A 25,206-nucleotide genomic window follows, 5' to 3' on the forward strand; every position below is an offset into this window, starting at 1 on the left:
GCACCGGTCCGGGCGCGAGGGGGGTTCCGGTGAGCGTCAGTCCTCGGTGGGGGCGAGCTCGGCGGTGACCGAGAGCTCCCGGGCCTGGTCGTCGGCCACGAACTCGAGGTCGCCGACGATGGTGCCGACGGCACGGAGGTCGTCGGCGGCCTGCCGGGCACCCTCGACCAACGCGGTCGGGCCGGTGATCACCACGCGCGAGAGCGGGGCGCGCATCTTCGCCTTGGCCTGCGACTTCGCGCCGCGGATGCCGGTGAGGGCGGCGGCGACGGCGTCGAGGACCAGCGGCTGCGAGGCGGCCGCGGAGCCGAGGTCGGCGGCGGTCGGCCACGCGGCGTGGTGGATCGAGCCGTCCTGCCACCACGACCAGACCTCCTCGGTCGCGTACGGCAGGAACGGCGCGAGCAGCCGGAGCTGGACGTGGAGCGCGATCGCGAGCGTGGCGCGCGCGGAGTCGGTCGCGGCGCCGCCGTCGGCGTCGTACGCACGCTCCTTGACCAGCTCGAGGTAGTCGTCGCAGAACTCCCAGAAGAACTTCTCGGTGACCTCGAGCGCCGTGGTGTAGTCGTAGGCGTCGAACGCCTCGGTGGCCCTGCGGACCACGATCTCGAGGCTGCCGAGCAGCGCGCAGTCGACCGGGGCGCTGACCGCGGCCGGGCTGAGCTCGGTGGCGCCGACGTTGCCGAGGACGAACTTGGAGGCGTTGAGGACCTTCATCGCCAAGCGGCGGCCGACCTTCATCTGCGACTCGTCGAACGGCGAGTCCATGCCCGGGCGACCGATCGCGGCGCGCCAGCGGACGGCATCGGCGCCGTACTTGTCGAGGATGTCGGTCGGGACGACGACGTTGCCCTTCGACTTCGACATCTTCTTGCGGTCGGGGTCGACGATGAAGCCGGAGATCATCGCGTGCGACCACGGCACGACGCCGTTCTCGAACTCCGCGCGGACGACGCGGGAGAACAGCCAGGTGCGGATGATGTCGTGCGCCTGGGTGGCGAGGTCGAACGGGAAGACCCGCGAGAACAGGTCGTCGTCGACGCCCCACTGGCCCGCGATCTGCGGGGTGAGCGACGACGTCGCCCAGGTGTCCATCACGTCGGGGTCGCCGATGAACCCGCCGGGCCTGCCCCGCTGGTCCTCGGTGTAGCCGTGCGGCGCCTGCGTGGACGGGTCGATCGGGAGCTGGTCCTCGGAGGGCATCAGCGGGTGGGCGTGGTCCGGCTCGCCGTCGGCGTCGAGCGGGTACCAGACCGGGAACGGGATGCCGAAGAACCGCTGGCGCGAGATCAGCCAGTCACCGTTGAGGCCGCCGACCCAGTTGTCGTAGCGGTGCTTCATGTGGGCGGGGATCCAGGTGATCTCCTCGCCGCGGACGAGCATCTCCTTGCGCAGCGCAGCGTCGCGGCCGCCGTTCTTGATGTACCACTGGCGGGTGGCGATGATCTCGAGCGGCTTGTCGCCCTTCTCGTAGAAGTTCGCCATCCGCTGGGTCGCCTGGGGCTCGCCGTCGAGGTCGCCCGACGTGCGGAGCAGGGCGACCATCGCCTCGCGGGCGGAGAAGGTCGTCTTGCCGGCGAGGTCGGCGTACGCCGTCGCGGCCGCCTCGGCGCCGAGCCACTCGGGCGTCTCGCGGGTGAGCCGCCCGTCGCGGCCGACGACCGTGCGGACCGGGAGGTCGAGCTCGCGCCACCACATGACGTCGGTGAGGTCACCGAACGTGCAGCACATCGCGATGCCGGCGCCCTTGTCGGGCTCGGCGGCGGGGTGGGCGAGCACGGGGATCTCGACGCCGAAGACGGGCGAGGTGACGGTGGTGCCGAAGACGTCCTGGTAGCGCTCGTCGTCGGGGTGCGCGATCAGCGCGACGACGCTCGGGATCAGCTCGGGGCGCGTGGTCTCGATGTGGATCGGGGAGCCGTCGGCCTTGTGGAACGCGACGCGGTGGTAGGCGCCCGGGTAGTCGCGTGCCTCGAGCTCGGCCTGCGCGACCGCGGTCTGGAAGGTGACGTCCCACAGCGTCGGCGCCTCGGAGAGGTACGCCTCGCCGCGGGCGAAGTTGCGCAGGAAGGCGCGCTGGCTGACGGTCCGCGAGTGGTCGCCGATGGTCGTGTAGGTCGGGTTCCACTGGACCGAGAGGCCGAGCTGGCGCCACAGCGCCTCGAAGGCCTTCTCGTCCTCGACCACCAGCTGCTCGCACAGCTCGATGAAGTTCGGCCGGCTGATCGGGACCTGCTTCTTCGGGTCCGGCTTCTCTGGCGGGGTGAAGTCGGCCTCGTAGGGCAGGGCGGGGTCGCAGCGGACGCCGAAGTAGTTCTGGACGCGGCGCTCGGTGGGCAGGCCGTTGTCGTCCCAGCCGATCGGGTAGAAGACGGCCTTGCCCTGCATGCGCTGGTAGCGCGCGATCAGGTCGGTGTGGCTGTAGGAGTAGACGTGGCCGACGTGCAGCGAGCCGCTGACGGTCGGCGGGGGAGTGTCGATCGAGTAGACGTTCTCCCGCGGCTGGGTGCGGTCGAAGGCGTAGGTGTCGTCGGCGGCCCAGGCCTGCGACCACTTGTCCTCGAGGCCCTCCAGCGCCGGACGCTCGGGTACGACGACGGCACGCGGCTCGGTGCTCGTCGTATCCGTGGTCTGGGTGCTGGGGTTCTCAGTCATGCTCCGAGTCTATTGACGGGCTTCCTGCCTGCGAAAACGAGTATCGACCGCGTGGCCGCCGGTCCTAGCGTGGATCCATGGACGGCACCTTCACGCTGGAGTTGTTCGACGCCCCGCAGCCCTTCCTCGACGAGGCCGGCGAGGTGCTCGCGGCCGAGCCGGTCCTGGGCAGCGTGATCGCCACCGTCAGCCAGCGCATCGCCCGCGAGGTCGCCGACGGGATGGACTCGTGGGCCGACGTCGACGCCCCGTTCGAGCGCTGGTGGGTCGTGGTCCGCGACGCGTCGGGCACTCCGGTCAGCGCCGTGATGCGGACGGCGAGCTTCCGGCCGTACCCGTCGTTCTCGATGCCGATGCCCGAGTCGGCCGCCCGGCTGCTCGCCGCAGCGTTGCACGAGCGGGGCGAGCACCTCGGCGGTGCGAACGGCGCCCTTCCCGGTGCCGAGGTGCTGGCCAGGGCGACCGCCGAGCTGGGTGGCGGCACGCTGGTCGTCGACAAGGCCACGCGGCTGTGGGAGTGCACGAGCGCGGTGGTCCCGCCGGCACCCGAGGGGCGCCTGCGGCGCGCCACCGAGGACGACGCCGAGCTGGTGCTCGCCTGGTTCACGGCCTTCCACGCGGAGGCCGACGAGCAGGCCGGACGTGAGCCCGACCCCGGCTCGGGCGAGCACAACACCCTCGACGGCGTCCTGGTCCGGATCCGCGAGGGCGTCGAGTGGCTGTGGGAGCTCCCCGACGGCACGGTCGCGCACCTCACCGGCTCCGGGCTGCCGTCGTACGGCGTGGGGCGGATCGGTCCGGTGTTCACGCCCCGGGAGCACCGCGGCCGCGGCATCGCGTCGTACGTCGTCGGCGAGCTCACCCGGCGCGGCCTCGAGGCCGGGCACCGGATGTGCCTGTTCACCGACCAGGCCAACCCGACGTCGAACAAGATCTACGCCGGGCTCGGCTACGAGCCGGTCGTCGACATGGCCGAGCACCTCGTCAGCGACCCCGCCACGTCCTAGTCTCGGCGGATGCGGCCCCTGATCGCGCTCAGCCTGTCCCTGGTGGTGGCGGCCACCGCGTCGTCGCCGGTGCTGGCCCGCGAGGCGACGGAGCGGCGGGCGCCGGTCCACTCGGTCGGCGGGTGCGAGCTCTTCCCGGCGAGCAGCCCGTGGAACCGACGGATCGACCAGCGGCCGGTCTGGAGGCACTCCCGGGCGATCGTCGGGTCGCAGGCGGCCGGGCACGACCTGCACCTCGACCTCGGCACGACGGAGGAGTACTACGGCATCCCGGTCAACGTCGTCGACGAGGACCAGCCACTGCTGCCGCTGCAGTTCGGCGTCGGCGGTGAGGACTACCGCGACGAGAGTGACCGCGGACCGGTCTTCGTGCCGGCCGACGCGCTGATCGAGGGCGGCAGCACGCGCGACCCCGACCCCACCGAGGGCGACCGCCACGTGCTGACCGTGCGGCGCGGCACCTGCGACCTCGTCGAGCTGTACGCCGCCGAGCGGGTGCGCGACGCCTCCGGCGCCGTCGTCGCCTGGCGGGCCGCGTCCGCCGCGCGCTGGGACCTGTCCTCCAGCCGACTGCGCCCCGCGGGGTGGACCTCGGCCGACGCCGCCGGGCTGCCGATCCTCCCGGGGCTGCTCTCCTACGACGAGGCCGCGTCCGGCCGGATCACCCACGCGCTCCGGTTCACGCTGCCGAGCGCCCGCAACGCCTACACCTGGCCGGCCCGCCACTGCGGCCCGAGCGGCAACACCTCACGGGACCTGCCGGCGTACGGCATGCGGTTCCGGCTCAGGAAGTCGTTCCCGACCACGGGCTACACCGGGGCAGCGAGGGCGATCGTGGTGGCGATGAAGAAGTACGGCCTGGTCCACGCCGACCAGGGCTCGTCGATGTACGTCACCGGCACCGCCGACCCGCGCTGGGAGGACGCGCTCGACCAGTTCCGCGCGCGCCCGCTCGACGGCAGGGCGCTGGAGGTGGTGAAGCCGTGGCGGCGGATCGTCTCGTGCCGACCGCGGGCCAATAGACTCCAGACAAGATGACTGACACCCCCGACGCACCCCGCCTCGCCCAGACCTTCGCCGAGGTCGAGGACGCCCTGCTGTCCCGCTGGCCCGAGACCAAGCTCGAGCCGAGCCTCGACCGCATCGAGGCCTTCACCGAGCTGCTCGGCGAGCCCCAGCGCTCGTTCCGCTCGATCCACCTGACCGGCACCAACGGCAAGACCAGCACGAGCCGGATGATCGAGACGCTGCTGCGCGCGCTCGACCTGCGCACCGGGCGCTTCACCTCTCCCCACCTGGAGAAGATGAGCGAGCGGATCAGCGTCGACGGAGAGCCGCTCGACGACGAGGCGTTCGTCCGCGCCTTCAACGACGTCGCGCCCTACACCCACCTCGTGGACGCCGAGCAGGACCACCCGCTGAGCTTCTTCGAGACGATCGTCGGGATGGCGTACGCCGCCTTCGCCGACGCCCCCGTCGACGTCGCGGTCGTCGAGGTGGGGATGGGCGGCGCGTGGGACGCGACCAACGTGATCGACGCCGACGTCGCCGTCGTGCTCCCGATCGCCGTCGACCACGAGAAGTACCTCGGGGCCGATCCGGCCACCATCGCAGTCGAGAAGTCCGGGATCATCAAGCCCGGCTCGGTCGCGATCCTGGCCGAGCAGACGCCCGAGGTCGCCGCCGTGCTCCTCGAGCGGGCCACCGAGGTCGGCGCGACGATCGCCCGCGAGGGAGTGGAGTTCGGCGTGGTGCACCGCACGCCCGCCGTGGGTGGGCAGGTCATCTCGCTCCAGGGGCTGCGCGGTCACTACGACGACATCTTCCTGCCGCTCTACGGCGCCCACCAGGCGCAGAACGCCTCGCTCGCGCTGGCCGCCGTCGAGGCCTTCGGCACCGGCGAGCTCGACGCCGACCTCGTCCGCGCCGCCTTCGCCGAGGTCACCTCGCCCGGCCGTCTCGAGATCATCCGGCGCAGCCCCACGATCCTGCTCGACGCCGCCCACAACCCGCACGGTGCCGAGGCGCTCGGCGAGGCGCTCGAGGACTCCTTCTCGTTCAGCCCGCTCGTCGGCGTGATGGGCGTGATGGAGGACAAGGACTACGAGGGCGTGCTGTCCGCCCTCGAGCCGCACCTGGCCTACCTCGTCTGCACCCAGAACTCCACGTCGCGCTCGATGTCCGCTGCAGCGCTCGCGCGCGCTGCCGTCGAGATCTTCGGCGAGGACCGGGTCAGTGTCGTCCCCGACCTGGGCGAGGCCATCGAGCGCGGTGCCACGCTCGCCGAGGCCGGCGAGGCCATCGACGTCTCCATCGGCTCCGGCGCCGTGCTGGTCACCGGCTCGGTGGTCACCGTCGGCGAGGCCCGCGCGCTCCTGAAGGGGCGCCGATGAGCGACGGAGCCGTCGGCCCGGCCACTGCCGTCGCCACCCCCGAGCGCTCGCCGCGCCGGGGCATGGCGGCCGCCGTCCTGACCCTCGAGGCGATCACCCTCGGCCTCACCACGCCGGTGATGATCACCATCGCCGACGTCGACACCGGCACCGCCCTGGCCGTCGGCCTCGGGCTGGCCCTGGTCTGCATCGTCCTGGCCGGAGCGCTCCGCGCCGAGTGGGCCTACCTCGCTGGGTACGCCGTCCAGGTCGCCGCGGTCGCGCTCGGCTTCGTCATCCCGGTCATGTTCGGCCTCGGCGCCGTCTTCGCCGCGCTCTGGGCGGGGGCGGACCTCCTCGGTCGCAAGATCGAGCGCGAGAAGGCCGCCGCGTGGGCGGCGTACCGCGCCGAGCAGGCCGCGCACCCGGACCAGCACGAGGACGGGCAGGCGGACCGGTCGGAGTGAGCCCGGTCACCGCTGGCTAGGCTGGCGGCATGACCGACGTCCAGCGCTCCCTCGTCCTCGTCAAGCCCGACGGCGTCCGCCGCGGCCTCTCGGGCGAGATCCTCCGCCGGATCGAGGCCAAGGGCTACACGCTCGTGGCCGTCGAGCTGCGCGAGGCGACCCAGGAGATCCTCGCCGCCCACTACGCCGAGCACGAGGGCAAGCCGTTCTACGCCCCGCTCGTCGAGTTCATGCTCTCCGGCCCGGTGCTCGCCGTGGTGATCGAGGGCCAGCGCTGCATCGAGGGCTTCCGCTCCCTGGCCGGCGCCACCGACCCCACCACCGCCGCTCCCGGCACCGTCCGCGGCGACCTCGGCCGCGACTGGGGCCTCGCCGTCCAGCAGAACCTCGTCCACGGCTCCGACTCCGAGGAGTCCGCCGCGCGCGAGATCGGGATTTGGTTCCCCGAGCTGACGCGCTGAGCGCGAGCCCGCTCGCGCTCGAGCGGGGTCGATCGGGGCAGCGGTCACCCCAGGTGCACCGCTTGGGGGCCGCCCTCGTCACATCAGCCACATCCGCCTCGCGCGTGTCCTACCGCGAACCGGGCGGGGACGTACCTAACCTGAGCGTGGGTCGGCAGCACCGCTGACCCACCTTCCCCGGTACGTCCCGACCTGCAAGGGCAGCAGCGGAAATGGCACACAGCATCATCGGCCGAGACATGGCCGTCGACCTCGGCACCGCCAACACGCTGGTCTATGTCCGCGGCAAGGGCGTGGTGCTCGACGAGCCGTCGGTCGTCGCGATGAACACCACCAACGGCGAGGTGCTCGCCGTGGGACACGAGGCGAAGCGGATGATCGGGCGCACGCCCGACAACATCGCCGCCATCCGGCCGCTCAAGGACGGCGTCATCGCCGACTTCGAGGCGACCGAGCAGATGCTGCGCTACTTCATCCACCAGGTGCACCGCCGCCGCTACTTCGCCAAGCCGCGCATGGTGATCTGCGTGCCGAGCGGGATCACCGCGGTCGAGCAGCGTGCGGTGAAGGAGGCCGGCTACCAGGCCGGTGCCCGCCGGGTCTACATCGTCGAGGAGCCGATGGCCGCCGCGATCGGCGCCGGGCTCCCCGTCCACGAGGCCACCGGCAACATGGTGGTCGACGTCGGCGGCGGCACGACCGAGGTCGCCGTGATCAGCCTCGGCGGCATCGTCACCAGCCTGTCGGTGCGCACCGCGGGCGACCGGATCGACCAGACGATCATCGCGTGGATGAAGAAGGAGTACTCCCTCATGCTGGGGGAGCGCACCGCCGAGGAGATGAAGATGTCCCTCGGCTCGGCCTTCCCGCTGCCGAGCGAGCCGGACGCCGAGATCCGCGGCCGCGACATGGTCTCGGGCCTGCCGCGCACCGTCGTCGTCTCGAGCGCCGAGCTCCGCCAGGCGATCGAGGAGCCGATCCACAACATCATCGACGCCGTCCGCACCACCCTCGACCAGACCCCGCCCGAGCTCGCCGGCGACATCATGGACCGCGGCATCGTCCTCACCGGGGGCGGCGCGATGCTGCGCGGCCTCGACGAGCGGCTGCGCCACGAGACCGGGATGCCGGTCCACGTCGCCGACGACCCGCTGTCGTCGGTCGCCTACGGCGCGGGCAAGTGCGTGGAGGAGTTCGAGGCGCTCCAGCAGGTCCTGGTCTCCGACGTGCGGCGCTTCTGATGGCGCCCAGCCTGATGCGCGGCCTCTCCTCGCAGGCCGGGCGCGAGCGTCGCTGGACCGGCCTCGACCGGCTGGAGCAGCGCAACCGCCCCCCGCGCTCGCTGCTCGTGGCGCTGGTCCTGGCCAGCATCACGTTCATCACCCTCGACGTCTCCGGCGGCGGCAGCTCGCCGCTCGAGCCCGTCCGGCGCGCCGTCGGCGAGGCGTTCGGACCGGCCGAGGCGGCCGCCGACGCCGCCGTGCGCCCCTTCACCGCCGTGCCGGCCTGGTTCCGCAGCAAGGGCGACCTCCGCGACCAGGTCCGCGACCTCGAGGCCAGCAACGCCGAGCTGAAGAGCCAGGTCGAGCTCGCCGGCTTCGACCGCAACCGCCTGGAGCAGTACGACGGACTCACGAGCGCGGCCGAGGACCTCGGGTCCGCCCTCGTCCCGGCCCGCGTGGTCGCGGTCGGCTCGCGCCAGTCGCAGAGCTTCACCGTGACCATCGACGCCGGCTCCGAGTCCGGGGTCGGTCCCGACATGACGGTCGTCAACAACGACGGGCTGGTCGGCCGGGTCCTGCGGGTCACCCGCAGCACGGCCACCGTGCTGCTCATCATCGACCCCGACTCGACCGTCGGCGGCCGGGTCGGCTCGAGCATGGAGATCGGCTTCGTCACCGGCAGCGGGTCGCTCACCTCCGACGCCGCCCTCGACCTCCGCCTCGTCGACGACGCGTCGGTCCCCGCGCGCGACGACACGGTCGTCACGTGGGGGAGCACCACCGGTCCCTACGCGCCCGGCGTGCCGATCGGCACGATCACCGAGGTCTACAGCTCGGTGCGCGAGGCCTCCCAGCGCGCGGTCGTGAAGCCGTTCGTCGACTTCTCCGCGCTCGACGTCGTCGGCGTGATGGTGCCCAGCGGCTCGACCAGCGACCGGGCGATCGTCGAGGCGGACGGGAGCCTGCGATGACGTACCTCCGCTGGGCCGCCGCTCTCGCCGCGGTCGTCGTCGCGACGGTCCTCCAGGTCACGCTCTTCCCGCACGTCGCCTGGCACGGCATCGTGCCCAACCTCGCGCTGCTCGTGGTGGTCGCGGCCGCGCTCACCGTGGAGGCGCCCTTCGCGCTCGTCCTCGGGTTCGTCGCCGGCCTGACGCTCGACCTCGCACCGCCCGCCGACCACCTCGCCGGCCGCTGGGCCCTCGCGCTCACGATCGCCGCCTTCGTGGCAGCCCGCGTGCGGCAGGACCAGAAGCCGACGGCCGTCGCCGTCGTCGGCACGGTCGCCGCGTCGTCGTTCGTCGCGACCTCGCTCTTCGCGCTGAGCGGGGTGCTCCTCAAGGACCCGACGATGTCGATCTCGGGTCTCCTGGAGGTCGTCCTGGTCGCCGTCGTGTGGGACGTCCTGCTGACGCCCTTCGTGCTGCCGCCGCTCATGAGGCTCTTCGCCCGTCTGAGCCCCCAGTGGGCGACCCCGTGAGCGCACCCACGACGGCCCGGAGCACGAGGAGCCGGCTGCGCCTCGTCGTCGTCCAGGTGCTCGCGTTCTCGTTGTTCGCGACCCTCTTCGTCCGGCTCTACTACCTGCAGGTCATCGGCGGCGACGCCTACCAGGCGCAGGCGGCGAACCAGTCCGTCCGCGACATCGTCGTGCAGCCGCAGCGAGGCCTGATCCTCGACAGCCAGGGCCGCCCGCTCGTCGCCAACCGCACCTCGTGGGTCATCTCGGTCGACCGGACGCTCCTCGGCAAGCTCGACGAGGGCTCCCGCACCGAGCTGGTCCGCCGGGTCGCGGTCGTCGTCGGCGAGAAGCCCGCCGACGTCGAGGCCAGCCTCGTCACCTGCGGCGACCCCGGCAGCGTGAAGGACGTCTGCTGGAACGGCTCGCCCTACCAGCCCGTCCCGGTCGCCTCCGACGTCTCCAAGGACGTCGCGCTCCGTGTGCTCGAGCAGCCCGAGGACTACCCCGGCGTCGTGGCCGCGCAGCAGAGCGTGCGGTCCTACCCGCGCCCGTTCGGGATCAACCTCGCCCACGTCCTCGGCTACCTCAGCCCGGTCACCGAGGACGAGTACGACCTCGCCGTCGACAAGGACGACGAGTCGCTCAACGGCGCCTCGGTCGTCGGTCGCGCCGGTGTCGAGAAGCAGTACGACGAGTGGTTGCGCGGGCTGCCCGGCTACCGCCGCGTGGCCGTCGACTCGATGGGCCGCGTGCTCGGCGACGACTCCACGGTCGAGAGCACCCCCGGCGACACGCTGGTCACCTCGATCGACGCGAAGGTCCAGGCGGTGGTCGAGAAGCAGCTCGCCGAGCGCATCGCGACGCAGCGGGCGACCGTCGACCCGGTGACCGGCCGGAAGTTCGAGGCCGACTCGGGCGCCGCGGTGGTCCTCGACGCGAAGACCGGCCGGGTCGTCGCGATGGCCAGCCAGCCGACGTACGACCCCGACGTCTGGACCGGCGGCATCAGCGAGAAGGAGCTCCAGCGCCTCTACTCCGAGGAGGCCGGCACCCCGCTGCTCTCGCGCGCGACGCAGGGCCAGTTCGCCCCCGGCTCGACGTGGAAGCCGTTCATGACCGCGGGCGCGCTGACGAACGGCTACTCCATGGACACGGTGCTGCCGTGCTCGTCGGGCTTCCAGGTCGGCAACCGCGTCTTCAAGAACCACGAGTCGGCGGCCGAGGGCAACATCGGCTTCGCCCGTGCGCTCGAGGTCTCCTGCAACACGTTCTTCTACCGGATCGGCTACGACTTCTGGCAGAGGTTCGGGAGCGACCCGGCCGACATCAACGCCAAGGACCCGCTCGTCGCGATCGCCAAGGAGTTCGGCTTCGGCTCGCGCACCGGCATCGACCTGCCCGGCGAGGCGCCCGGCCGCATCGCCGACCGCAGGTGGAAGCAGGCCTACTACGAGTCGCAGAAGGGCTACTACTGCGACCTCGCCAGCTTGCCGCAGGACGACCGCACCAGCGACTTCGTCTACACGTTCGCCCGCGAGTTCTGCCTCGAGGGCAACCTCTACCGCGCCGGCGACGCGGTGAACTTCTCGATCGGCCAGGGCGACACCATCGTCACGCCGCTCCAGCTCGCCCGCGCCTACGCCGCCCTCAGCAACGGCGGCACCCTCTACGCGCCGACCGTCGCCAAGGCGATCGTCAGCCCCGAGGGCAAGGTGCTGCGTCGGATCGCGCCGCGCAAGGTCGCGAAGGTGGACGTCCCGCAGAAGTACATCGACTTCATCGACTCCGCCCTCCAGGGCGTCACCAGTGTCGGCACGATGGCGTGGAAGATGGGCGGCTTCCCGCTCGACCAGGTCACCGTCCGCTCCAAGACCGGCTCGGCCGAGGTCTACGGCAAGCAGTCGACCGGCTGGGTCGCCTCCTACACCAAGGACTACGTCGTGGTGATGATGATCAGCCAGGCCGGCACCGGCTCGGGCTCCACGGGTGACGGCATCCGGGCGATCTGGGAGGCGTTGTACGGCGTCGAGGGCGAGGCCGTGCGTCCGGCACGCGCCGCGACGCCCGGCACGCTGCCGCCCACGAAGCTGCCCCAGTTCCTGAAGGACGGCTCGATCATGCCGCCGGCCGTGGGGGAGTGACGCCATGACGATCCTGCAGACCCGCCCGACCCGCACGGGCCAGACCACCAGCAGCCTCCGCGCCCCCGGTCTCGACTGGCTGCTGATGGCGGCGTCCCTGGCGCTCGTCGCGCTGGGCACGCTGCTCGTCTGGTCGGCGACCTCGACCCGCGCCGACCTCACCGGCGGGGACGCCGACGCCTACCTCCGCAAGCAGCTCGTCAACGTCGCGATCGGCCTGGTGCTGATGGTCGCGGTCATGGCCACCGACCACCGGTGGGTGCGCATCCTGGCCCCACTGGCCTACGTCGCCAGCGTCGGCGGCCTCGTGATGGTGCTCGTGGCGGGCAGCACGATCAACGGCTCGCGCTCGTGGCTCCAGGTCGGTGGGATGTCGATCCAGCCGTCGGAGTTCGCCAAGCTCGCCGTCGTGATCGGCATGGCCCTCGTCGTCGCCGAACGCACCGAACGGCGGTGGGGCCGCACCGTCGGCAGCCTCGAGGTCGTCGCCATGCTGGCGATCGCCGGGGTGCCGGCGGCGCTGATCCTGCTCCAGCCCGACCTCGGCACGATGCTGGTGCTCTCGGCCACCGTCTTCGGCGTCCTCGCGATCGCCGGGGCGGGCCGGCTGTGGCTCGGCGGGCTCACCCTCGGAGCCGTCGCCGGTGCTGCCGTCGCGGTGGCCGGAGGCGTGCTCAAGCCCTACCAGGTCGACCGGTTCCTCGCCTTCACCAACCCCGACCTCGACCCGCGCGGGGCGGGCTACAACGTCGAGCAGGCGCGCATCGCCGTCGGCAACGGCGGCCTCTTCGGCCAGGGCCTCTTCGAGGGCTCGCAGACCCGCTCCGGGTTCGTCCCCGAGCAGCACACCGACTTCATCTTCACCGTCGCCGGTGAGGAGCTCGGCCTCGTCGGCGCAGGCGTGCTGATCCTGCTGCTGGCCGTGGTGATCTGGCGCGCGCTGGCGATCTCCGCCCAGGCGGGCGACCTCTTCGGCCGGGTGGCTGCGGCAGGCATCGCGTGCTGGTTCGGCTTCCAGGCCTTCCAGAACATCGGCATGTGCCTGGGCATCATGCCCGTCACCGGCGTCCCGCTGCCGTTCGTGTCCTACGGCGGCAGCTCGCTCTTCGCCGGCATGCTCGCCCTCGGGCTGCTGCAGAACATCCACCTGCGCTCGACGACGCCACGGCACCAGGGCCGCTAGCCCTTCCCCGAGTCCTCGCCGGAGTCCTCACCCGAGTCCTCGCCTGAGGTCTTCGTGCACGTGTCCGGGGCCCGGAGGCGTACGTCGGCCCAGAGCCGGTTGTGGTCGGAGGCACCCGAGGGCGCGACCTGGCTGAGGAGCGGCTTGAGGCCGCGCACGAAGAGGTAGTCGATCTTCCTGCCGCCACGGCTGGTCTCCTCGCGACCGACGCCGGAGGTCGTCCAGGTGTCGGTGAGCTCGCGCCCGATCGTGGCGACCGCGGCGGAGGCGGGCCAGGCGTTGAGGTCGCCGCCGAGCACGATCGGGAGGTCGTCGTCGGCGAGGACGCCGGCGACCTGCTGCGCCTGTGCGAGGCGTACGGCGGGGCGGGTGGCGTCGAGGTGCGTGTTGTAGACCCGCACCGGACGGCCGTCGACGTCGATGGTCACCCACTGGAGGCCGCGGGCCTCGGAGCGCGGGTTGCGCACGAGCGGGATGCGCCCCTGCTGCACGACGTCGTACTTGCTGAGGATGAGCGTGCCGTACTGGCCCGAGCCACGCACGAGGTTGGAGCTGAAGGACCCGTCCATCCCGACCGCGTCGGCGAGCACCTCGGCCTGGTCGACCGACCCCGTCCGCAGCATCTTCCGGTCGACCTCCTGCAGCAGCACGATGTCGGGGTCGAGCTCGAGGATCTCCTCGGCGATCGCGTTGAGGGTCCCGGTGGAGCGGTGCGTGTTGAACGACAGCAGCCGCAGCTCCAGGGGCTGGCGGAACTGCTGGCAGACCAGCTCCTCCAGTCCGGCAGGCGGGGACGGGACGGTCTCGGCGTCGGTGGGCCCCTCGCTGGGCTCCACCACCACCGAGTCGCTCGGGGTGACCTCGGCCTGCCCGGGGGCGTCGGAGGGCTCCTCGGGACTGTTGTCGCGGAGGAACAGCAACGCCAGCGCCGCCACGATCACCACGACTGCCCCGATGCGCAGCCACTCCTCGCGCCGACCCATCGTCCCCCCTCGGTCCCGGTCCGCCGCTGGTCCGTGGTTAGGCCCCTCCGGGCGCGGCGACGTAACCTTGATGATCGCCCATCGGGCCAACCTTCCCCGCATTGCCCGCCACCACAGATCGAGGTGTTCGCAGCCATGTCCGTCGCGTCGGTGTTCTCGCGCCTGGAGTCCAAGCTCCCGTCGGTGCAGAAGCCCATCCAGTACGTCGGCGGCGAGCTGAACTCGGTCGTGAAGGACTGGGACTGCGCCGCGTCCTCGGAGACCGGCGGCCCGACGGTGCGGTGGGCGCTGATGTACCCCGACGCCTACGAGGTCGGCCTGCCCAACCAGGGTGTGCAGATCCTCTACGAGGTGCTCAACGAGCGCGACTGGATCCTCGCCGAGCGCACCTACTCGGTGTGGCCCGACATGGAGCAGGTGATGCGGACCGGTGACGAGCAGGGCCCGATCCCGCAGTTCACCGTCGACAGCCACCGGCCGGTCGGCGCCTTCGACCTCTTCGGCCTGAGCTTCTCCACCGAGCTCGGCTACACCAACATGCTCAACGCCCTCGACCTCGCCGGGATCCCGCTGCACGCGGTCGACCGCGGCGAGGACGACCCGGTCGTGATCGCCGGCGGCCACGCGGCCTTCAACCCCGAGCCCATCGCCGACTTCGTCGACGCGGCCGTCCTCGGCGACGGCGAGGAGGTCGTGCTCGCGATCTCCGAGGTCGTGCGCGAGTGGAAGGCCGAGGACCGCCCGGGCGGGCGCGACGAGCTGCTGCGCCGGCTCGCGGTCACCGGCAACATCTACGTCCCGCGGTTCTACGACGTCTCCTACGCCCCCGACGGCGTGATCGAGGCCGTCGTGCCCAACCGCCCCGGCATCCCGTTCCGGGTCCGCAAGCACACGCTGATGGACCTCGACCAGTGGCCCTACCCGGCCAACCCGCTCGTGCCGCTGGCCGAGACCGTCCACGAGCGGTTCTCCGTCGAGATCTTCCGCGGCTGCACCCGCGGCTGCCGCTTCTGCCAGGCCGGCATGATCACCCGCCCCGTGCGCGAGCGCTCCATCAAGACCATCGGCGACATGGTCGAGAACGGCATCCGCAAGACCGGCTTCGAGGAGGTCGGCCTGCTCTCGCTGTCGAGCGCCGACCACACCGAGATCGGTGACGTCGCCAAGGGCCTCGCCGACCGCTACGAGGGCTCCAACGTCTCGCTCTCGCTGCCCAGCACCCGCGTCGACGCCTTCAACATCACCCTCGCCAACGAGTTCTCCCGCAACGGTCGCCGCTCGGGCCTGACCTTCGCCCCCGAGGGCGGCTCGGAGCGGATGCGCAAGGTGATCAACAAGATGGTCAGCGAGGACGACCTGATCCGCACCGTCGCGACGGCGTACTCCCACGGCTGGCGCCAGGTGAAGCTCTACTTCATGGTCGGCCTGCCGACCGAGACCGACGAGGACGTGCTCCAGGTCGCCGACCTCGCCAAGCGGGTCATCGCCAAGGGCCGCGAGGTCACCGGCCGCAACGACATCCGCTGCACCGTCTCCATCGGCGGCTTCGTGCCCAAGCCGCACACCCCCTTCCAGTGGGCCGCGCAGCTCGACCACGAGGCGACCGACGAGCGGCTCCGCCTCCTGCGCGAGGTCGTCCGCCAGGACAAGAAGTACGCCCGCGCGATCGGCTTCCGCTACCACGACGGCAAGCCCGGCATCGTCGAGGGCCTGCTCTCGCGCGGCGACCGCCGGGTGGGCCGGGTCATCGAGGAGGTGTGGCGCGACGGCGGCCGGTTCGACGGCTGGAGCGAGCACTTCTCCTACGACCGCTGGATGGCCTCGGCCGACAGGGCGCTGGCCGGCACCGGCGTCGACGTCGACTGGTACACCACCCGCGAGCGCGGCTACGACGAGGTGCTGCCCTGGGAGCACCTCGACTCCGGACTCGACAAGGACTGGCTGTGGGGTGACTGGGAGGACGCCCTCGCGGCCGCCGAGGGCGCCGACGTCGAGATCGAGGACTGCCGCTGGACGCCGTGCTACGACTGCGGCGTGTGCCCGGAGATGGGCACCGAGATCCAGGTCGGGCCGACGGGCCAGAAGCTGCTGCCGCTCAGCGTGGTGTAGCCCTCGAGTGACGGGCTGCGGCGCTCGCCCACCTGCCCCGACGCGTACGACGACTCCGGGCGCGTCGCGGCGACCGGGGACGGGCGCGCGCTGAGGTAGCCTCGACCGCCGACGTAGTGGGTGCAGCAGTGACGGGACAGGAACACGATGGGTGACGATCAGCAGGTCCGCGCCTCGGCGACAGGCTCCGGTGCTGTCGCGGGCGACGACGACGTGGCAGCCGGGTTGCGCGAGCAGGTGCGCCTGCTCGAGCGGCAGCTGCTCGAGGCGCGCCAGGCCGCGCTGGTCAGCCGTGACCACGTCGTCGGCATCGAGGCCGAGATCGGCCGCCAGAACGCCGACATCGTGCGCCTCCACGTCGAGGTGCGCCGGCTGAGCGCCCGGGCGAAGCGGCTGGGCGAGCGCAAGGACGCCCAGGCCAAGCGCATCACCGAGCTGCAGGACAAGCTCGGGGCCGCCCGCAAGAGCAGTGCCACCCTCACCCGACGCGTCGGCGAGCTCGAGGCCGTCGCCGCGCGTCCGTCGTTCGCGCGCCGGGTCGCCCGCCGGCTGCGGGGATCGGGCCGATGAGCGCACCGCTCTTCTCGATCGTCACCCCTGTCTACGAGCCGCCGCTGGAGGTCTTCCAGGAGACCTTCGCCTCGGTCCTCGCCCAGGACCTCGACGACTGGGAGTGGATCCTCGTCGACGACGCGTCGCCGTCGCCGCAGGTGCGCGAGTGGATCCGCGAGCAGGCGGCCACCGATCCACGCATCCGGCTCGTCGAGCGAGCCCACAACGGGCACATCGTCCAGGCCACCAACGACGGCGTGGCGGCAGCGACCGGCGAGTTCCTGGCGTTCGTCGACCACGACGACCTGCTGACCCCCGACGCCCTCGAGGCGATGGCCCGCCACATCGCCGAGCACGACGACGTCGACTACCTCTACTCCGACGAGGACAAGGCCGACGCCGACGGCACGCTCCACTCGCCGTTCCGCAAGCCGACGTGGTCGCCCGAGCGGTTGCGCGGCCAGATGTACACCTCGCACCTGTCGGTGATGCGCACCTCGCTCGTGCGGGAGGTCGGCGCCCTGCGCGAGGGCTACGACGGGTCCCAGGACCACGACCTCGCGCTCCGGGTGAGCGAGCGGGCCCGGCGCGTCGTGCACGTCGCGCAGGTGCTCTACCACTGGCGCGCCATCGCGGGCTCGGCAGCGGCCGACATCGACGCCAAGCCCTACGCCACCATCGCCGGGCAGCGTGCCGTCCAGGACCAGCTCGACCGGCTCGGGATCGCCGGACGGGTCGAGCAGGGCCGCGAGGCCGGCCGCTACGTCATCCAGCGCGACCTGGACCCGTCCGTGAAGGTCTCGGTCATCATCCCGACGCTCGGCAGCTCGGCCCTCGTCTTCGGCGAGCACCGCGTCCTGGTCGAGGAGACGGTGCGGTCCGCGCTGGCGAAGACCGACCACGACAACGTCGAGATCGTCGTCGTCCACGACACGCCCACCCCCGAGGCGGTGCTCGAGCGCCTGCGCGAGATCGCCGGCGACAAGCTCGTCCTGGAGGAGTTCACCCAGCCCTTCAACTTCTCCGCGAAGTGCAACGTCGGCGCGCTGGTCGCGACGGGGGAGCGCCTGGTCTTCCTCAACGACGACGTCGAGGTGATCAGCGAGCGCTGGCTGGAGAACCTGGTCGGCCCGCTCGACGAGCCCGACGTCGGCCTGACAGGGGCCAAGCTCTACTTCAGCGACGGCTCCATCCAGCACGCCTGCCACGGCTACTGGGGCAAGCACTACCACCACCCCTTCCGATTCCGCACCCGCGAGGACCCCGGCCCCTTCGGCGAGCTGGCGGTCAACCGCGAGGTCACCGGCGTCACCGCCGCCTGCGCAGCGGTCCGGCGCGAGGTGTTCCTCGCCGTCGGCGGCTTCACCGAGGCGCTGCCGTCCAACTTCAACGACGTGGACTTCTGCTACAAGGTCGCCCACCACGGGTTCCGCACGGTCTGGGTCGCCAACTGCGAGATGTTCCACTTCGAGTCGCAGACGCGCGACGGCAGCGTGCAGCCGTGGGAGCGCCACTTCGTCGTACGCCGCTGGGGCGTCCCGGACGAGGACCTCTACACGCCCGCCTCGATCGCCGCGCCGATGATGGACCCGCACCGGCTGCTCGACATGCAGCTGGTCGAGACGCGCAAGCCGGTCGCCCGCAAGGGCGCCCGCGCGCGGAAGTAGGTCCGGGGCGCGGGGCGGGTCAGCGCCGCGCGTGCCACGCACTAGTCTTCGGGTCATGTCGGATCGAACGGGTGGACCTGACCACGGCAAGGGCGTGAGCGAGGCCTTCGCCGGCACGGAGTCGCCGTACTGGTCGGAGACGAGGAGCCACGTCGCCGACCTGGTTCCCGACTCGGCGCAGCGCGTCCTCGACGTCGGCTGCAACGACGGGACGTTCGGTGCCGGGGTCCTGGCGCGCAAGCACGGCCGCGAGGTCTGGGGGGTCGAGCCGCACGACCTCGACGCGGAGGCGGCCGCCACGCGGCTGACGGGGGTCGCCACGGGCTTCTACCCCGAGGCGCTCGACCAGGTGCCCGGCACCTTCGACTGCATCAGCTTCAACCACGTCCTCGAGCACATGGCCGACCCCTGGGCCGCGCTCCGCGTCACGCGCGAGCGACTCACCCCCGGCGGCGTCGTGGTCGGCGAGCTGCCCAACATCCGCCACCTGCCGTTCCTGTTCAACCTGGCCGCGCGCGGTCGCTTCGACTACGTCGACTCCGGTCTCCTCGACCGCACCCACCTGCGCTTCTTCACGCGGTCGAGCGCCCAGGACCTCTTCACGTCGACCGGGTTCGAGGTCGACACCTTCTTCCCCGTCGTCGCCATGGGCAACGCCCGGTTCCCGCGCACGTCGAAGGTGGTCGCGTCGGTGATCGGCGACCTGTCCTACATGGCGTTCGCCTTCCGGGCCCGCGCCGTCGAGTAGTCGCGGGACGCGGCGGTCGGTCAGGCCGCCACGCGGGTGGGGCGCGGCTTCCTCGCCAGCGCCGGACGCTCCACCAGGCGCCACGACGCGATGGCGAGCACCCAGACGATCGGCGTCGCCACCGCGACGAGCAGCCACGGGTGGATGTCGTCGCCCAGGACCTGCACGATCGTCTGCTGCACCGGGAACGCCCAGATGTAGAGCCCGTAGGACGCGTCGCCGAAGCGGGTGAGCACCCGGCCCACCGGGGGAAGGGCGTAGGCGAACCAGAACGACAGGTAGACCGCGCCCACGGTCCAGACGACGACCGACAGCGACTCCGGTCCGAGGCCGGCCAGCGCGCACACGACGAGGGCTGCGACCGCGACCGGGTGCGACAGCACGACCCGGTCGCGCCAGCCGTAGGTCGCGGCAGCGAGGGCGAAGGCGGCCAGCACGGACACCGCCCCCAGGCTGGGCGAGGTGACCGTGACCCACCAGGCGGCCCAGGCGAGGCCGGCGACGGCGAGCGCGGTGACCGCCGCACGGCTCCGCAGCACGCCGGTCACGCCCATCAGGAACAGCAGCAGGTAGGCGAACACCTCGACCGGCAGGCTCCACAGCGGGCCGTTGACCGAGGCGCCGTAGATGGAGTCGCTGAACACACCCGGGAGGTCGGCGCCGAAGGGGACCAGGAGGACCAGGCGGAAGGGGTAGATCCAGGTCTCGGGCGAGGTGAAGTAGGTGCCCAGTGACACGCGGGTCACGAGGGGGCCGAGCACGAAGGCCGTCGCGAGGGCCACCACCGCCAGGCCGGGGAGCAGGCGCAGCGCGCGCTTGATCCAGAAGTCCCGGGGGGAGGGGTCGAGCTCCCAGCTGCGCCGGATCAGGAGCCCGCTCACCGCGAAGAAGATCAGGACGCCGACGTGGCCCAGGCTCGTGTCGAGCTGGTGGAGCGGCTCGCGCAGGCCGACCAGGGCGTAGGAGTGCGAGACCAGCACCGCCCATGCCGCGAGGAGCCGGAGCACGTCGAAGTTGTTGTCCCGGTCCCCGAGCCGGTCGCCGAGGATCACCCCCGACGAGCGGAACCTGTCGGAGACCCCTGGCATGCGCAGGAGGCTATCAACCGTGCCCGGCTCAGCCGCGTCGGCTACCGGTCTCGCCGCGCAGGCCCGCCCGCACCCCGCTCGCCGCCTCGCGGAGGCGCCCGCGGCGGCCCGGGGCCAGGACCGTCACGATCGCGAGGTGGCGCGTCGCACGCACGACGGCCCCGGCTGCCCAGCCGGGGTGACGCCGGCCGTGCCGCCGGACGAGCCGGAGCAGGTTGCGCCACTGGTAGTGGTAGCGGAACTCGCTGGCCACGACGAAGGGAAGCTGCCGTCCGCCGGGCAGGACGACCGGGTTGCCGAGGCGGTGTGAGAGCGAGACGCCCGGAGCCACGACCGCGGCGAGCCCGAGGTCGAGGGCGCGCAGCCAGTAGTCGGTGTCGACGCCGTCGATGACGAGGGACTCGTCGAACTCGCCGACCGCCTCCAGGGTCGCCACGGGCAGCAGCAGGCCGGACTGGATCGGCTCCCCGCCCGGCTCGAAGGCACGGCCACGGTCCGTGCCCTGGCGCCGGACGGTGTCGACGGCGCCCGGCGAGGTCATGCCGACCATCACTCCCGACGCCATCGCGTCCCGCTCGGCCGCGAGCAGGCCCGTCACGAAGTCCGGGGGCAGCTCGGAGTCCTGGTCCATCGTGAGCACGTGGGTCAGGTCGACGTCGGCGCCACGCACCTCGCGGATCCCGGTGTTGAGGGCGGCCCCGATCCCCCTGTTGGTGCCGTGGTGGACCACTGTGGCGCCGAGGGAGGAGCACTCGAGCAGGAGGTCGTCGTGGGCGGCCGTCCCGGCGTCGGGGGATCCGTCGTCGACCACCACCACCCGGTCGAGCTGGCCGAGGACGGAGCGTACGGCGGCGACCAACGAGGGTCCGGGGCGGAAGGCCGTGATCACCGCGGCCGGACGAGGAGTCGTGGTCATGTCCTGACTAGAGTAGGCGCCGATGGAACGAGAGGACGTGGTGACCGCTGCTCCTCGCGAGCGAGGACGGGCCGCACTGCTGGTGGCCGCCGCTGCGGGTGCCTCGGCCGGCACCAGCTACGTCGTCATGTGGCTGGCCACCCACACCCTCACGAAGGCCGACGCGACCGTCTTCCTGACGGTCCTCTCCGTGCTCTTCTTCGCCTACGGGCTGCTCTCCGGCCTGGCCACCGAGGTCACTCGCTCCGCGGCTGCCGCCCAGCGCGACGCCAGTGCCGTCGGACCCAGCCTGTGGCGGGTCGGGGCCGTCAGCGCGGTCGCCTGCTCGGCGGCGCTGGTGCTCTTCGTGCTCGTCTGGCACGGGCGCCTCCTCGGCCCCGACGCCACCGTGGCCGACGCCTGGCCGGTGGCGCTGCTGCTGGGCCTCGGCGTGCTCGGCTACACCTTCCACTCCACCGCCGTCGGCGCCCTCACCGGTCGACGCCAGTGGTCGGGCACCGCCACCGTGATCGGGGCTGAGGCGTCCCTGCGCCTCGGGCTGACCGCGATCGCCGCACTCGTCGGCGCCGGGATGCTCGGCATGGTCGCCGGCTCGACGGCATCGGCCCTCGCGGTGGTCCTCGTGCTCACCCTCGCGCCGTCGGTGCGACGCGCCATGGGCACGGCCACCGACTGCCCGGGCCGCGTGCTCGCCTGGCGCATCTCGCAGTCCATGCTCGCCCAGGCCTCGGCGGCAGCGGTGGTGGTGGGCTTCCCCGTGATGCTGGCCTCGACGACCTCGCCCGCGGGCTACCGCGACGCGGCGCCGTTGATCCTGGCGATCTCCCTGACCCGCGCGCCCCTGCTGATCCCCCTCAACGCCGTGCAGGGCATCACGGTGTCCTACCTCGTCCACGCGGGCCGCCGCTTCGGCCGGGCGCTCGTCCTGGTGCTCGGCCTGATCACCGCCGTGGGGACCGTCGGAAGTCTCCTCGCCTGGGCGATCGGGCCGTGGCTGATGTCGACGATCTTCGGCGCCGACTACCGCGTCGACGGCTGGGTCCTCGGCCTGCTGACCTTCTCCGCGACACTGCTGGCCGTGCTCACGGTCACCGGCGCCACGTGCCAGGCCACCAACCGGCACGCGGTCTTCCTCGGCGGCTGGCTGGTCGCCACCGCCTCCACGCTCGTGCTGCTCCTGCTGCCCGGCACGCTCGAGCAGCGCAGCGTCACCGCCCTGCTGGGCGGCCCCGCCGTGGGCCTGCTGCTGCACGTCGCCTCACTGGTGCGCGACCGCGCGGACACCCGCGAGCGCCAGGACGGAGACGCCCATGTCCCCGCGTGAGCGCGACACCCCGGCGCGTCCGCCCGTCTCGGTCGCGATGGCCACCTACAACGGATCCGCCTACGTCGCCGAGCAGGTGGGCAGCGTCCTCGCCCAGCTCGACGTCGACGACGAGCTCGTCGTGGTCGACGACGCGTCGCGCGACGACACCGTGTCCGTGCTCCGGTCCATCGCCGACGACCGCCTCCGGCTCGTCGAGTCGCCCGTCAACCGTGGCTACGTCGCCACGTTCGAGGCCGCGCTGCGCGCCTGCCGCCACGACCTGCTGCTGCTGGCCGACCAGGACGACGTGTGGCCCGAGGGTCGGGTGGACGCCATGACCGCGGCCCTGGCGCGGACCGAGGTGGTGGCGGGCAACCTGCTGCTGCTCGACTCGGGGCGACCGCTCAGCTCGCCCTTCGGCGCCGAGGGCTGGGCGCTGCGGGCCGAGGACTCCACCCACCACGCGCGCAACGTCGGGGGAGTGCTGGCCGGGATGCGTCCCTACTACGGCTGTGCCATGGGCCTGCGTCGCAGCAGCCTGGACACCGCCCTGCCCTTCCCGCCGTTCCTGGTCGAGTCCCACGACCTGTGGCTGGCGCTCGTGGGCAACCTGCGCGGCAGCATGACGCACCTCGAGGACGTCGTCGTCCTCCGCCGCGAGCACGACTCCAACGAGACCCCCAACCGTCCGCGCGGCGTCGTACCCGCGCTGCGCTCGAGGCTGATGCTGGTGCGCAGCATCCTGGTGATCGTCGCCCGGCGGGGTCGTCAGCGCGTGAGGTGAGTCCAGATGTGCCGCATCGCCGTCGACCGGTCCGGGCTGCGCATCGCGTCGGGCACCAGGGTGAGCCCGTGGAGCCGCGAGATCCAGCGGTGACGGGCCGCGCGCGCCGCGCGGGGCCAGCCGTCCGCCGTGAGCTCCTGCCCGATCTCGCGGAAGTAGCGGCGGTCGTCGGCGAAGCGCGTGCCGTCGAGGGCGGCCGCCGAGGAGAGGCTCTCGGAGTGCCGCCGGTAGGAGAAGGCCACGTGCGAGTCGAGCACCAGCGCTCCGCCCGCGCGTACGACGTCCATGATGAACGCCAGGTCGAGGATGATCGGCAGGTCCTCGCGGAAGGGTCGCTGCGGCAACCAGGTGCGACGGAAGACGAGTGAGGGCCAGTAGAGCCAGTTGCCGCGCAGCAGGCTCACGGCAAGGTCCTCGCCCGAGATCTCGACCGTCGAGCCGGAGCGCGGTCGCAGGAGGGCCTTGATCCGGTCGCCCACCGGCATCGACTCCGCACCGGACTCGTCGATGACCCGGACCCCCATCTGGAGGAAGGCGGCGTCCGGGTGCGCCGCCATCACGGTGCGCGCACGCTCCACGAACGACGGATGCAGGAGGTCGTCGCACCCGAGGAACATCACCAGGTCCTCCGAGGCCAGGCGCCGGCAGCGCTCGAAGTTGCCGGTGATCCCGAGGTTGGTCTCGTTGCGGACGTAGGTGATGCGCTCGTCGGCCTCCTCGGCGAAGTGGAGCGCGACCGACGGGTCGGGGTAGCAGTCGTCGACGACCGTCAACGTCCACGCGCCGTCGGTCTGGGCCCGCACGCTGTCGACGGTGGCGTAGAGGAGCCCGGGGTCGCCCCAGAACGGGACGAACACCTGGAGGGTTCCGCTCACGCGTCGTCCCGGCCCGACTCGGCGTCGAGGGCGCTCAGCCGCTCGAGCTCCACCTGGAGCAGGGCGACGTCCTCGGCCAGGGTGCGGGTGCGCTCCTCGAGGCGGCCCAGCTCGGAGCTGTGCTGGAGCGTCAGGACCATGATCACGAGCGATGCCACGAAGAACAGCAGGTTGGCCGGCACCTGGAGCCCGATCGCCGTGGTGGCCCAGGCGAGCAGCCCGGGGAAGGCCGCGACGGTGAGCGCGCCGAGGGCGACGAGCCCCCAGATCAGGGCGTACTTCTCCCGGAGCCGGTGGCGCCGCAGCATCTCGAAGAGGGAGAGCAGGATGACCAGCGACCCGACGACACCGAGGATGCTCACGCCGCTCATCGCTCCACCTCCTTGGTGTGGGACTCCGGGGCGGGACTGGGGGTGGGGCTGGGGTGGGGGTCGGGGAACGCCGGCGAGGGTGCGGCACCCGCCTCGTCGAGCTGCGCGGGCCAGTCGCGGACGAGTGCGAGGCCCAGGGCGAAGACGGCACGCAGGAGGTAGATGGCGGCCTTGACGGGGGAGTGCGAGGCCCGACCGGCCATGCGCGGACGCATCACCACGGCCTCCTGGGTGATCACGCAACCCGCCCGCGCGCCGATGACCAGCGACTCGACGGTGTCGCCGAGGTACTCGGCCGGGTAGTGCCGGGCGAAGAGGGAGATCGCGCGGCGGTTGCTGACCCGGAACCCGGAGGTCACGTCGGTGAGCCGGGTGTGGGCGAGGCGGGACAGCACCCGGGCGAGCAGGACCATCGCCCAGCGTCGCGGCCCGCGCACCTTGTAGGGGTCGTCCTCGGTGGCGAACCGGGCGCCGATGACGACGTCGGCGTCGTCGAGCCGCTCGATGAGGCGACCCAGGTAGCGGGGGTCGTGCTGGCCGTCGGCATCGATCTGCACCGCCACGTCGTAGCCGCGCCGGAGCGCGAACCGGTAGCCCGCGCGCATCGCACCGCCGACGCCCAGGTTGAAGGGGAGCCGGGCGACGAGCGCTCCGGCCTCCTCGGCGACTGCTGCGGTCCGGTCGCCGGAGCCGTCGTCGATCACGAGGATGTCGGCGTCGGGGTTCGTCTCCGCGATCTCGCGGACCGTGGCCCCCACCGATGCCTCCTCGTTCCACGCGGGAACGATGACCAGGACCCGGAGTCCTGAGCGCGGGGCTGCGGGCATGGCAGGCAT

At 72.1% G+C, this 25,206-nt stretch carries 23 protein-coding genes; 16 read left to right on the forward strand and 7 right to left on the reverse strand.

Going from position 1 to position 25,206, the window contains the following annotated elements:
* Window positions 1–36 precede the first annotated feature (36 nt).
* Window positions 37–2,655: a valine--tRNA ligase gene (gene valS, locus EUA93_RS13350; RefSeq protein WP_129400577.1), complete on the reverse strand. Its 2,619-nt coding sequence runs from the start codon at window positions 2,653–2,655 to the stop codon at window positions 37–39.
* Window positions 2,656–2,732: 77 nt separating this feature from the next.
* Between valS and EUA93_RS13355 the strand changes: the two genes are divergently transcribed.
* From EUA93_RS13355 to rodA, 10 genes are all read left to right on the forward strand, one after another.
* Entirely contained in the window at window positions 2,733–3,662 is a 930-nt protein-coding gene (locus EUA93_RS13355) for a GNAT family N-acetyltransferase (protein ID WP_129400578.1), read from the forward strand.
* A 9-nt stretch (window positions 3,663–3,671) separates the two neighbouring features.
* Entirely contained in the window at window positions 3,672–4,700 is a 1,029-nt protein-coding gene (locus EUA93_RS13360) for a hypothetical protein (protein ID WP_129400579.1), read from the forward strand.
* Window positions 4,697–6,055: a bifunctional folylpolyglutamate synthase/dihydrofolate synthase gene (locus EUA93_RS13365; protein WP_129400580.1), complete on the forward strand. Its 1,359-nt coding sequence runs from the start codon at window positions 4,697–4,699 to the stop codon at window positions 6,053–6,055. Before EUA93_RS13360 ends, EUA93_RS13365 begins: the two co-directional genes overlap by 4 nt.
* Complete coding sequence (locus EUA93_RS13370; RefSeq protein ID WP_242497365.1) at window positions 6,052–6,501, forward strand: DUF4233 domain-containing protein; 450 nt, start codon at window positions 6,052–6,054, stop codon at window positions 6,499–6,501. The genes EUA93_RS13365 and EUA93_RS13370 overlap by 4 nt, the downstream gene beginning before the upstream one ends.
* Window positions 6,502–6,530: 29 nt before the next feature.
* On the forward strand, window positions 6,531–6,962 hold the full coding sequence (gene ndk / locus EUA93_RS13375; RefSeq protein WP_129400581.1) for a nucleoside-diphosphate kinase: 432 nt from the start codon (window positions 6,531–6,533) through the stop codon (window positions 6,960–6,962).
* Between the two features lie 212 nt (window positions 6,963–7,174).
* Entirely contained in the window at window positions 7,175–8,203 is a 1,029-nt protein-coding gene (locus EUA93_RS13380; protein ID WP_207208683.1) for a rod shape-determining protein, read from the forward strand.
* Entirely contained in the window at window positions 8,203–9,156 is a 954-nt protein-coding gene (gene mreC, locus EUA93_RS13385; RefSeq protein WP_242497366.1) for a rod shape-determining protein MreC, read from the forward strand. Before EUA93_RS13380 ends, mreC begins: the two co-directional genes overlap by 1 nt.
* Complete coding sequence (mreD, locus tag EUA93_RS13390) at window positions 9,153–9,665, forward strand: rod shape-determining protein MreD (protein ID WP_129400582.1); 513 nt, start codon at window positions 9,153–9,155, stop codon at window positions 9,663–9,665. Before mreC ends, mreD begins: the two co-directional genes overlap by 4 nt.
* Window positions 9,662–11,788, forward strand: coding sequence for a penicillin-binding protein 2 (gene mrdA / locus EUA93_RS13395; protein ID WP_129400583.1), 2,127 nt, complete (start codon window positions 9,662–9,664; stop codon window positions 11,786–11,788). Before mreD ends, mrdA begins: the two co-directional genes overlap by 4 nt.
* Window positions 11,789–11,792: 4 nt before the next feature.
* Window positions 11,793–12,971, forward strand: coding sequence for a rod shape-determining protein RodA (gene rodA, locus EUA93_RS13400; protein ID WP_129400584.1), 1,179 nt, complete (start codon window positions 11,793–11,795; stop codon window positions 12,969–12,971).
* Here rodA and EUA93_RS13405 read toward each other — a convergent pair.
* Window positions 12,968–13,954, reverse strand: a complete 987-nt coding sequence (locus EUA93_RS13405) for an endonuclease/exonuclease/phosphatase family protein (RefSeq protein ID WP_165355158.1) — start codon at window positions 13,952–13,954, stop codon at window positions 12,968–12,970. The two genes, rodA and EUA93_RS13405, sit on opposite strands and share 4 nt — an antisense overlap.
* A 135-nt stretch (window positions 13,955–14,089) precedes the next feature.
* Here EUA93_RS13405 and EUA93_RS13410 point away from each other — a divergent pair, with 135 nt between their 5' ends.
* The 4 genes from EUA93_RS13410 to EUA93_RS13425 all read left to right on the forward strand — a co-directional run bounded on the left by EUA93_RS13410 (window position 14,090) and on the right by EUA93_RS13425 (window position 19,030).
* On the forward strand, window positions 14,090–16,063 hold the full coding sequence (locus tag EUA93_RS13410; protein ID WP_129400586.1) for a TIGR03960 family B12-binding radical SAM protein: 1,974 nt from the start codon (window positions 14,090–14,092) through the stop codon (window positions 16,061–16,063).
* A 147-nt stretch (window positions 16,064–16,210) separates the two neighbouring features.
* Window positions 16,211–16,633 carry a hypothetical protein gene (locus EUA93_RS13415; protein WP_129400587.1) on the forward strand — a complete coding sequence of 141 codons (423 nt, stop codon included), beginning with the start codon at window positions 16,211–16,213 and terminating at the stop codon, window positions 16,631–16,633.
* Window positions 16,630–18,282, forward strand: coding sequence for a glycosyltransferase family 2 protein (locus EUA93_RS13420; protein ID WP_129400588.1), 1,653 nt, complete (start codon window positions 16,630–16,632; stop codon window positions 18,280–18,282). The genes EUA93_RS13415 and EUA93_RS13420 overlap by 4 nt, the downstream gene beginning before the upstream one ends.
* Window positions 18,283–18,337: 55 nt before the next feature.
* Window positions 18,338–19,030, forward strand: coding sequence for a class I SAM-dependent methyltransferase (locus EUA93_RS13425; protein WP_129400589.1), 693 nt, complete (start codon window positions 18,338–18,340; stop codon window positions 19,028–19,030).
* A gap of 20 nt (window positions 19,031–19,050) precedes the next feature.
* Here the strand turns inward: EUA93_RS13425 and EUA93_RS13430 are convergent, their stop codons facing one another.
* Together EUA93_RS13430 and EUA93_RS13435 are read right to left on the reverse strand one after the other, a co-directional pair.
* Entirely contained in the window at window positions 19,051–20,118 is a 1,068-nt protein-coding gene (locus EUA93_RS13430) for an acyltransferase family protein (RefSeq protein WP_129400590.1), read from the reverse strand.
* Window positions 20,119–20,146: 28 nt separating this feature from the next.
* Entirely contained in the window at window positions 20,147–21,034 is an 888-nt protein-coding gene (locus EUA93_RS13435) for a glycosyltransferase (RefSeq protein WP_129400591.1), read from the reverse strand.
* A 22-nt stretch (window positions 21,035–21,056) separates the two neighbouring features.
* Between EUA93_RS13435 and EUA93_RS13440 the strand changes: the two genes are divergently transcribed.
* Both EUA93_RS13440 and EUA93_RS13445 read left to right on the forward strand, forming a co-directional pair.
* Window positions 21,057–22,358, forward strand: coding sequence for a polysaccharide biosynthesis protein (locus tag EUA93_RS13440; protein WP_129400592.1), 1,302 nt, complete (start codon window positions 21,057–21,059; stop codon window positions 22,356–22,358).
* Window positions 22,345–23,124 carry a glycosyltransferase gene (locus tag EUA93_RS13445; protein WP_129400593.1) on the forward strand — a complete coding sequence of 260 codons (780 nt, stop codon included), beginning with the start codon at window positions 22,345–22,347 and terminating at the stop codon, window positions 23,122–23,124. Before EUA93_RS13440 ends, EUA93_RS13445 begins: the two co-directional genes overlap by 14 nt.
* Here EUA93_RS13445 and EUA93_RS13450 read toward each other — a convergent pair.
* Genes EUA93_RS13450 through EUA93_RS13460 form a run of 3 tightly spaced genes read right to left on the reverse strand, consistent with a single transcriptional unit; the run spans window position 23,109 to window position 25,197 of the window.
* Window positions 23,109–23,999 (reverse strand): glycosyltransferase, encoded by an 891-nt coding sequence (locus EUA93_RS13450; protein WP_129400594.1) that lies wholly within the window; start codon window positions 23,997–23,999, stop codon window positions 23,109–23,111. The two genes, EUA93_RS13445 and EUA93_RS13450, sit on opposite strands and share 16 nt — an antisense overlap.
* Entirely contained in the window at window positions 23,996–24,370 is a 375-nt protein-coding gene (locus tag EUA93_RS13455) for a DUF2304 domain-containing protein (RefSeq protein WP_129400595.1), read from the reverse strand. The genes EUA93_RS13450 and EUA93_RS13455 overlap by 4 nt, the downstream gene beginning before the upstream one ends.
* Window positions 24,367–25,197, reverse strand: coding sequence for a glycosyltransferase family 2 protein (locus EUA93_RS13460; RefSeq protein ID WP_129400596.1), 831 nt, complete (start codon window positions 25,195–25,197; stop codon window positions 24,367–24,369). The genes EUA93_RS13455 and EUA93_RS13460 overlap by 4 nt, the downstream gene beginning before the upstream one ends.
* Window positions 25,198–25,206: the final 9 nt, after the last annotated feature.

Source organism: Nocardioides oleivorans (genome assembly GCF_004137255.1).
Taxonomy (GTDB): domain Bacteria; phylum Actinomycetota; class Actinomycetes; order Propionibacteriales; family Nocardioidaceae; genus Nocardioides; species Nocardioides oleivorans.

Excerpts from the sequence above, each read along its gene's own strand:
- EUA93_RS13425 (WP_129400589.1), top strand. The coding sequence starts at position 18,338 with ATGTCGGATCGAACGGGTGGACCTGACCACGGCAAGGGCGTGAGCGAG.
- mreD (WP_129400582.1), top strand. The coding sequence starts at position 9,153 with ATGACGTACCTCCGCTGGGCCGCCGCTCTCGCCGCGGTCGTCGTCGCG.
- EUA93_RS13420 (WP_129400588.1), top strand. The coding sequence starts at position 16,630 with ATGAGCGCACCGCTCTTCTCGATCGTCACCCCTGTCTACGAGCCGCCG.
- ndk (WP_129400581.1), top strand. The coding sequence starts at position 6,531 with ATGACCGACGTCCAGCGCTCCCTCGTCCTCGTCAAGCCCGACGGCGTC.
- EUA93_RS13415 (WP_129400587.1), top strand. The coding sequence starts at position 16,211 with ATGGGTGACGATCAGCAGGTCCGCGCCTCGGCGACAGGCTCCGGTGCT.
- EUA93_RS13455 (WP_129400595.1), bottom strand. The coding sequence starts at position 24,370 with ATGAGCGGCGTGAGCATCCTCGGTGTCGTCGGGTCGCTGGTCATCCTG.
- EUA93_RS13440 (WP_129400592.1), top strand. The coding sequence starts at position 21,057 with ATGGAACGAGAGGACGTGGTGACCGCTGCTCCTCGCGAGCGAGGACGG.
- EUA93_RS13370 (WP_242497365.1), top strand. The coding sequence starts at position 6,052 with ATGAGCGACGGAGCCGTCGGCCCGGCCACTGCCGTCGCCACCCCCGAG.
- EUA93_RS13430 (WP_129400590.1), bottom strand. The coding sequence starts at position 20,118 with ATGCCAGGGGTCTCCGACAGGTTCCGCTCGTCGGGGGTGATCCTCGGC.
- EUA93_RS13365 (WP_129400580.1), top strand. The coding sequence starts at position 4,697 with ATGACTGACACCCCCGACGCACCCCGCCTCGCCCAGACCTTCGCCGAG.
- EUA93_RS13435 (WP_129400591.1), bottom strand. The coding sequence starts at position 21,034 with ATGACCACGACTCCTCGTCCGGCCGCGGTGATCACGGCCTTCCGCCCC.
- EUA93_RS13410 (WP_129400586.1), top strand. The coding sequence starts at position 14,090 with ATGTCCGTCGCGTCGGTGTTCTCGCGCCTGGAGTCCAAGCTCCCGTCG.
- rodA (WP_129400584.1), top strand. The coding sequence starts at position 11,793 with ATGACGATCCTGCAGACCCGCCCGACCCGCACGGGCCAGACCACCAGC.
- valS (WP_129400577.1), bottom strand. The coding sequence starts at position 2,655 with ATGACTGAGAACCCCAGCACCCAGACCACGGATACGACGAGCACCGAG.
- EUA93_RS13445 (WP_129400593.1), top strand. The coding sequence starts at position 22,345 with ATGTCCCCGCGTGAGCGCGACACCCCGGCGCGTCCGCCCGTCTCGGTC.
- EUA93_RS13380 (WP_207208683.1), top strand. The coding sequence starts at position 7,175 with ATGGCACACAGCATCATCGGCCGAGACATGGCCGTCGACCTCGGCACC.
- EUA93_RS13405 (WP_165355158.1), bottom strand. The coding sequence starts at position 13,954 with ATGGGTCGGCGCGAGGAGTGGCTGCGCATCGGGGCAGTCGTGGTGATC.
- EUA93_RS13355 (WP_129400578.1), top strand. The coding sequence starts at position 2,733 with ATGGACGGCACCTTCACGCTGGAGTTGTTCGACGCCCCGCAGCCCTTC.
- mreC (WP_242497366.1), top strand. The coding sequence starts at position 8,203 with ATGGCGCCCAGCCTGATGCGCGGCCTCTCCTCGCAGGCCGGGCGCGAG.
- EUA93_RS13460 (WP_129400596.1), bottom strand. The coding sequence starts at position 25,197 with ATGCCCGCAGCCCCGCGCTCAGGACTCCGGGTCCTGGTCATCGTTCCC.
- EUA93_RS13360 (WP_129400579.1), top strand. The coding sequence starts at position 3,672 with ATGCGGCCCCTGATCGCGCTCAGCCTGTCCCTGGTGGTGGCGGCCACC.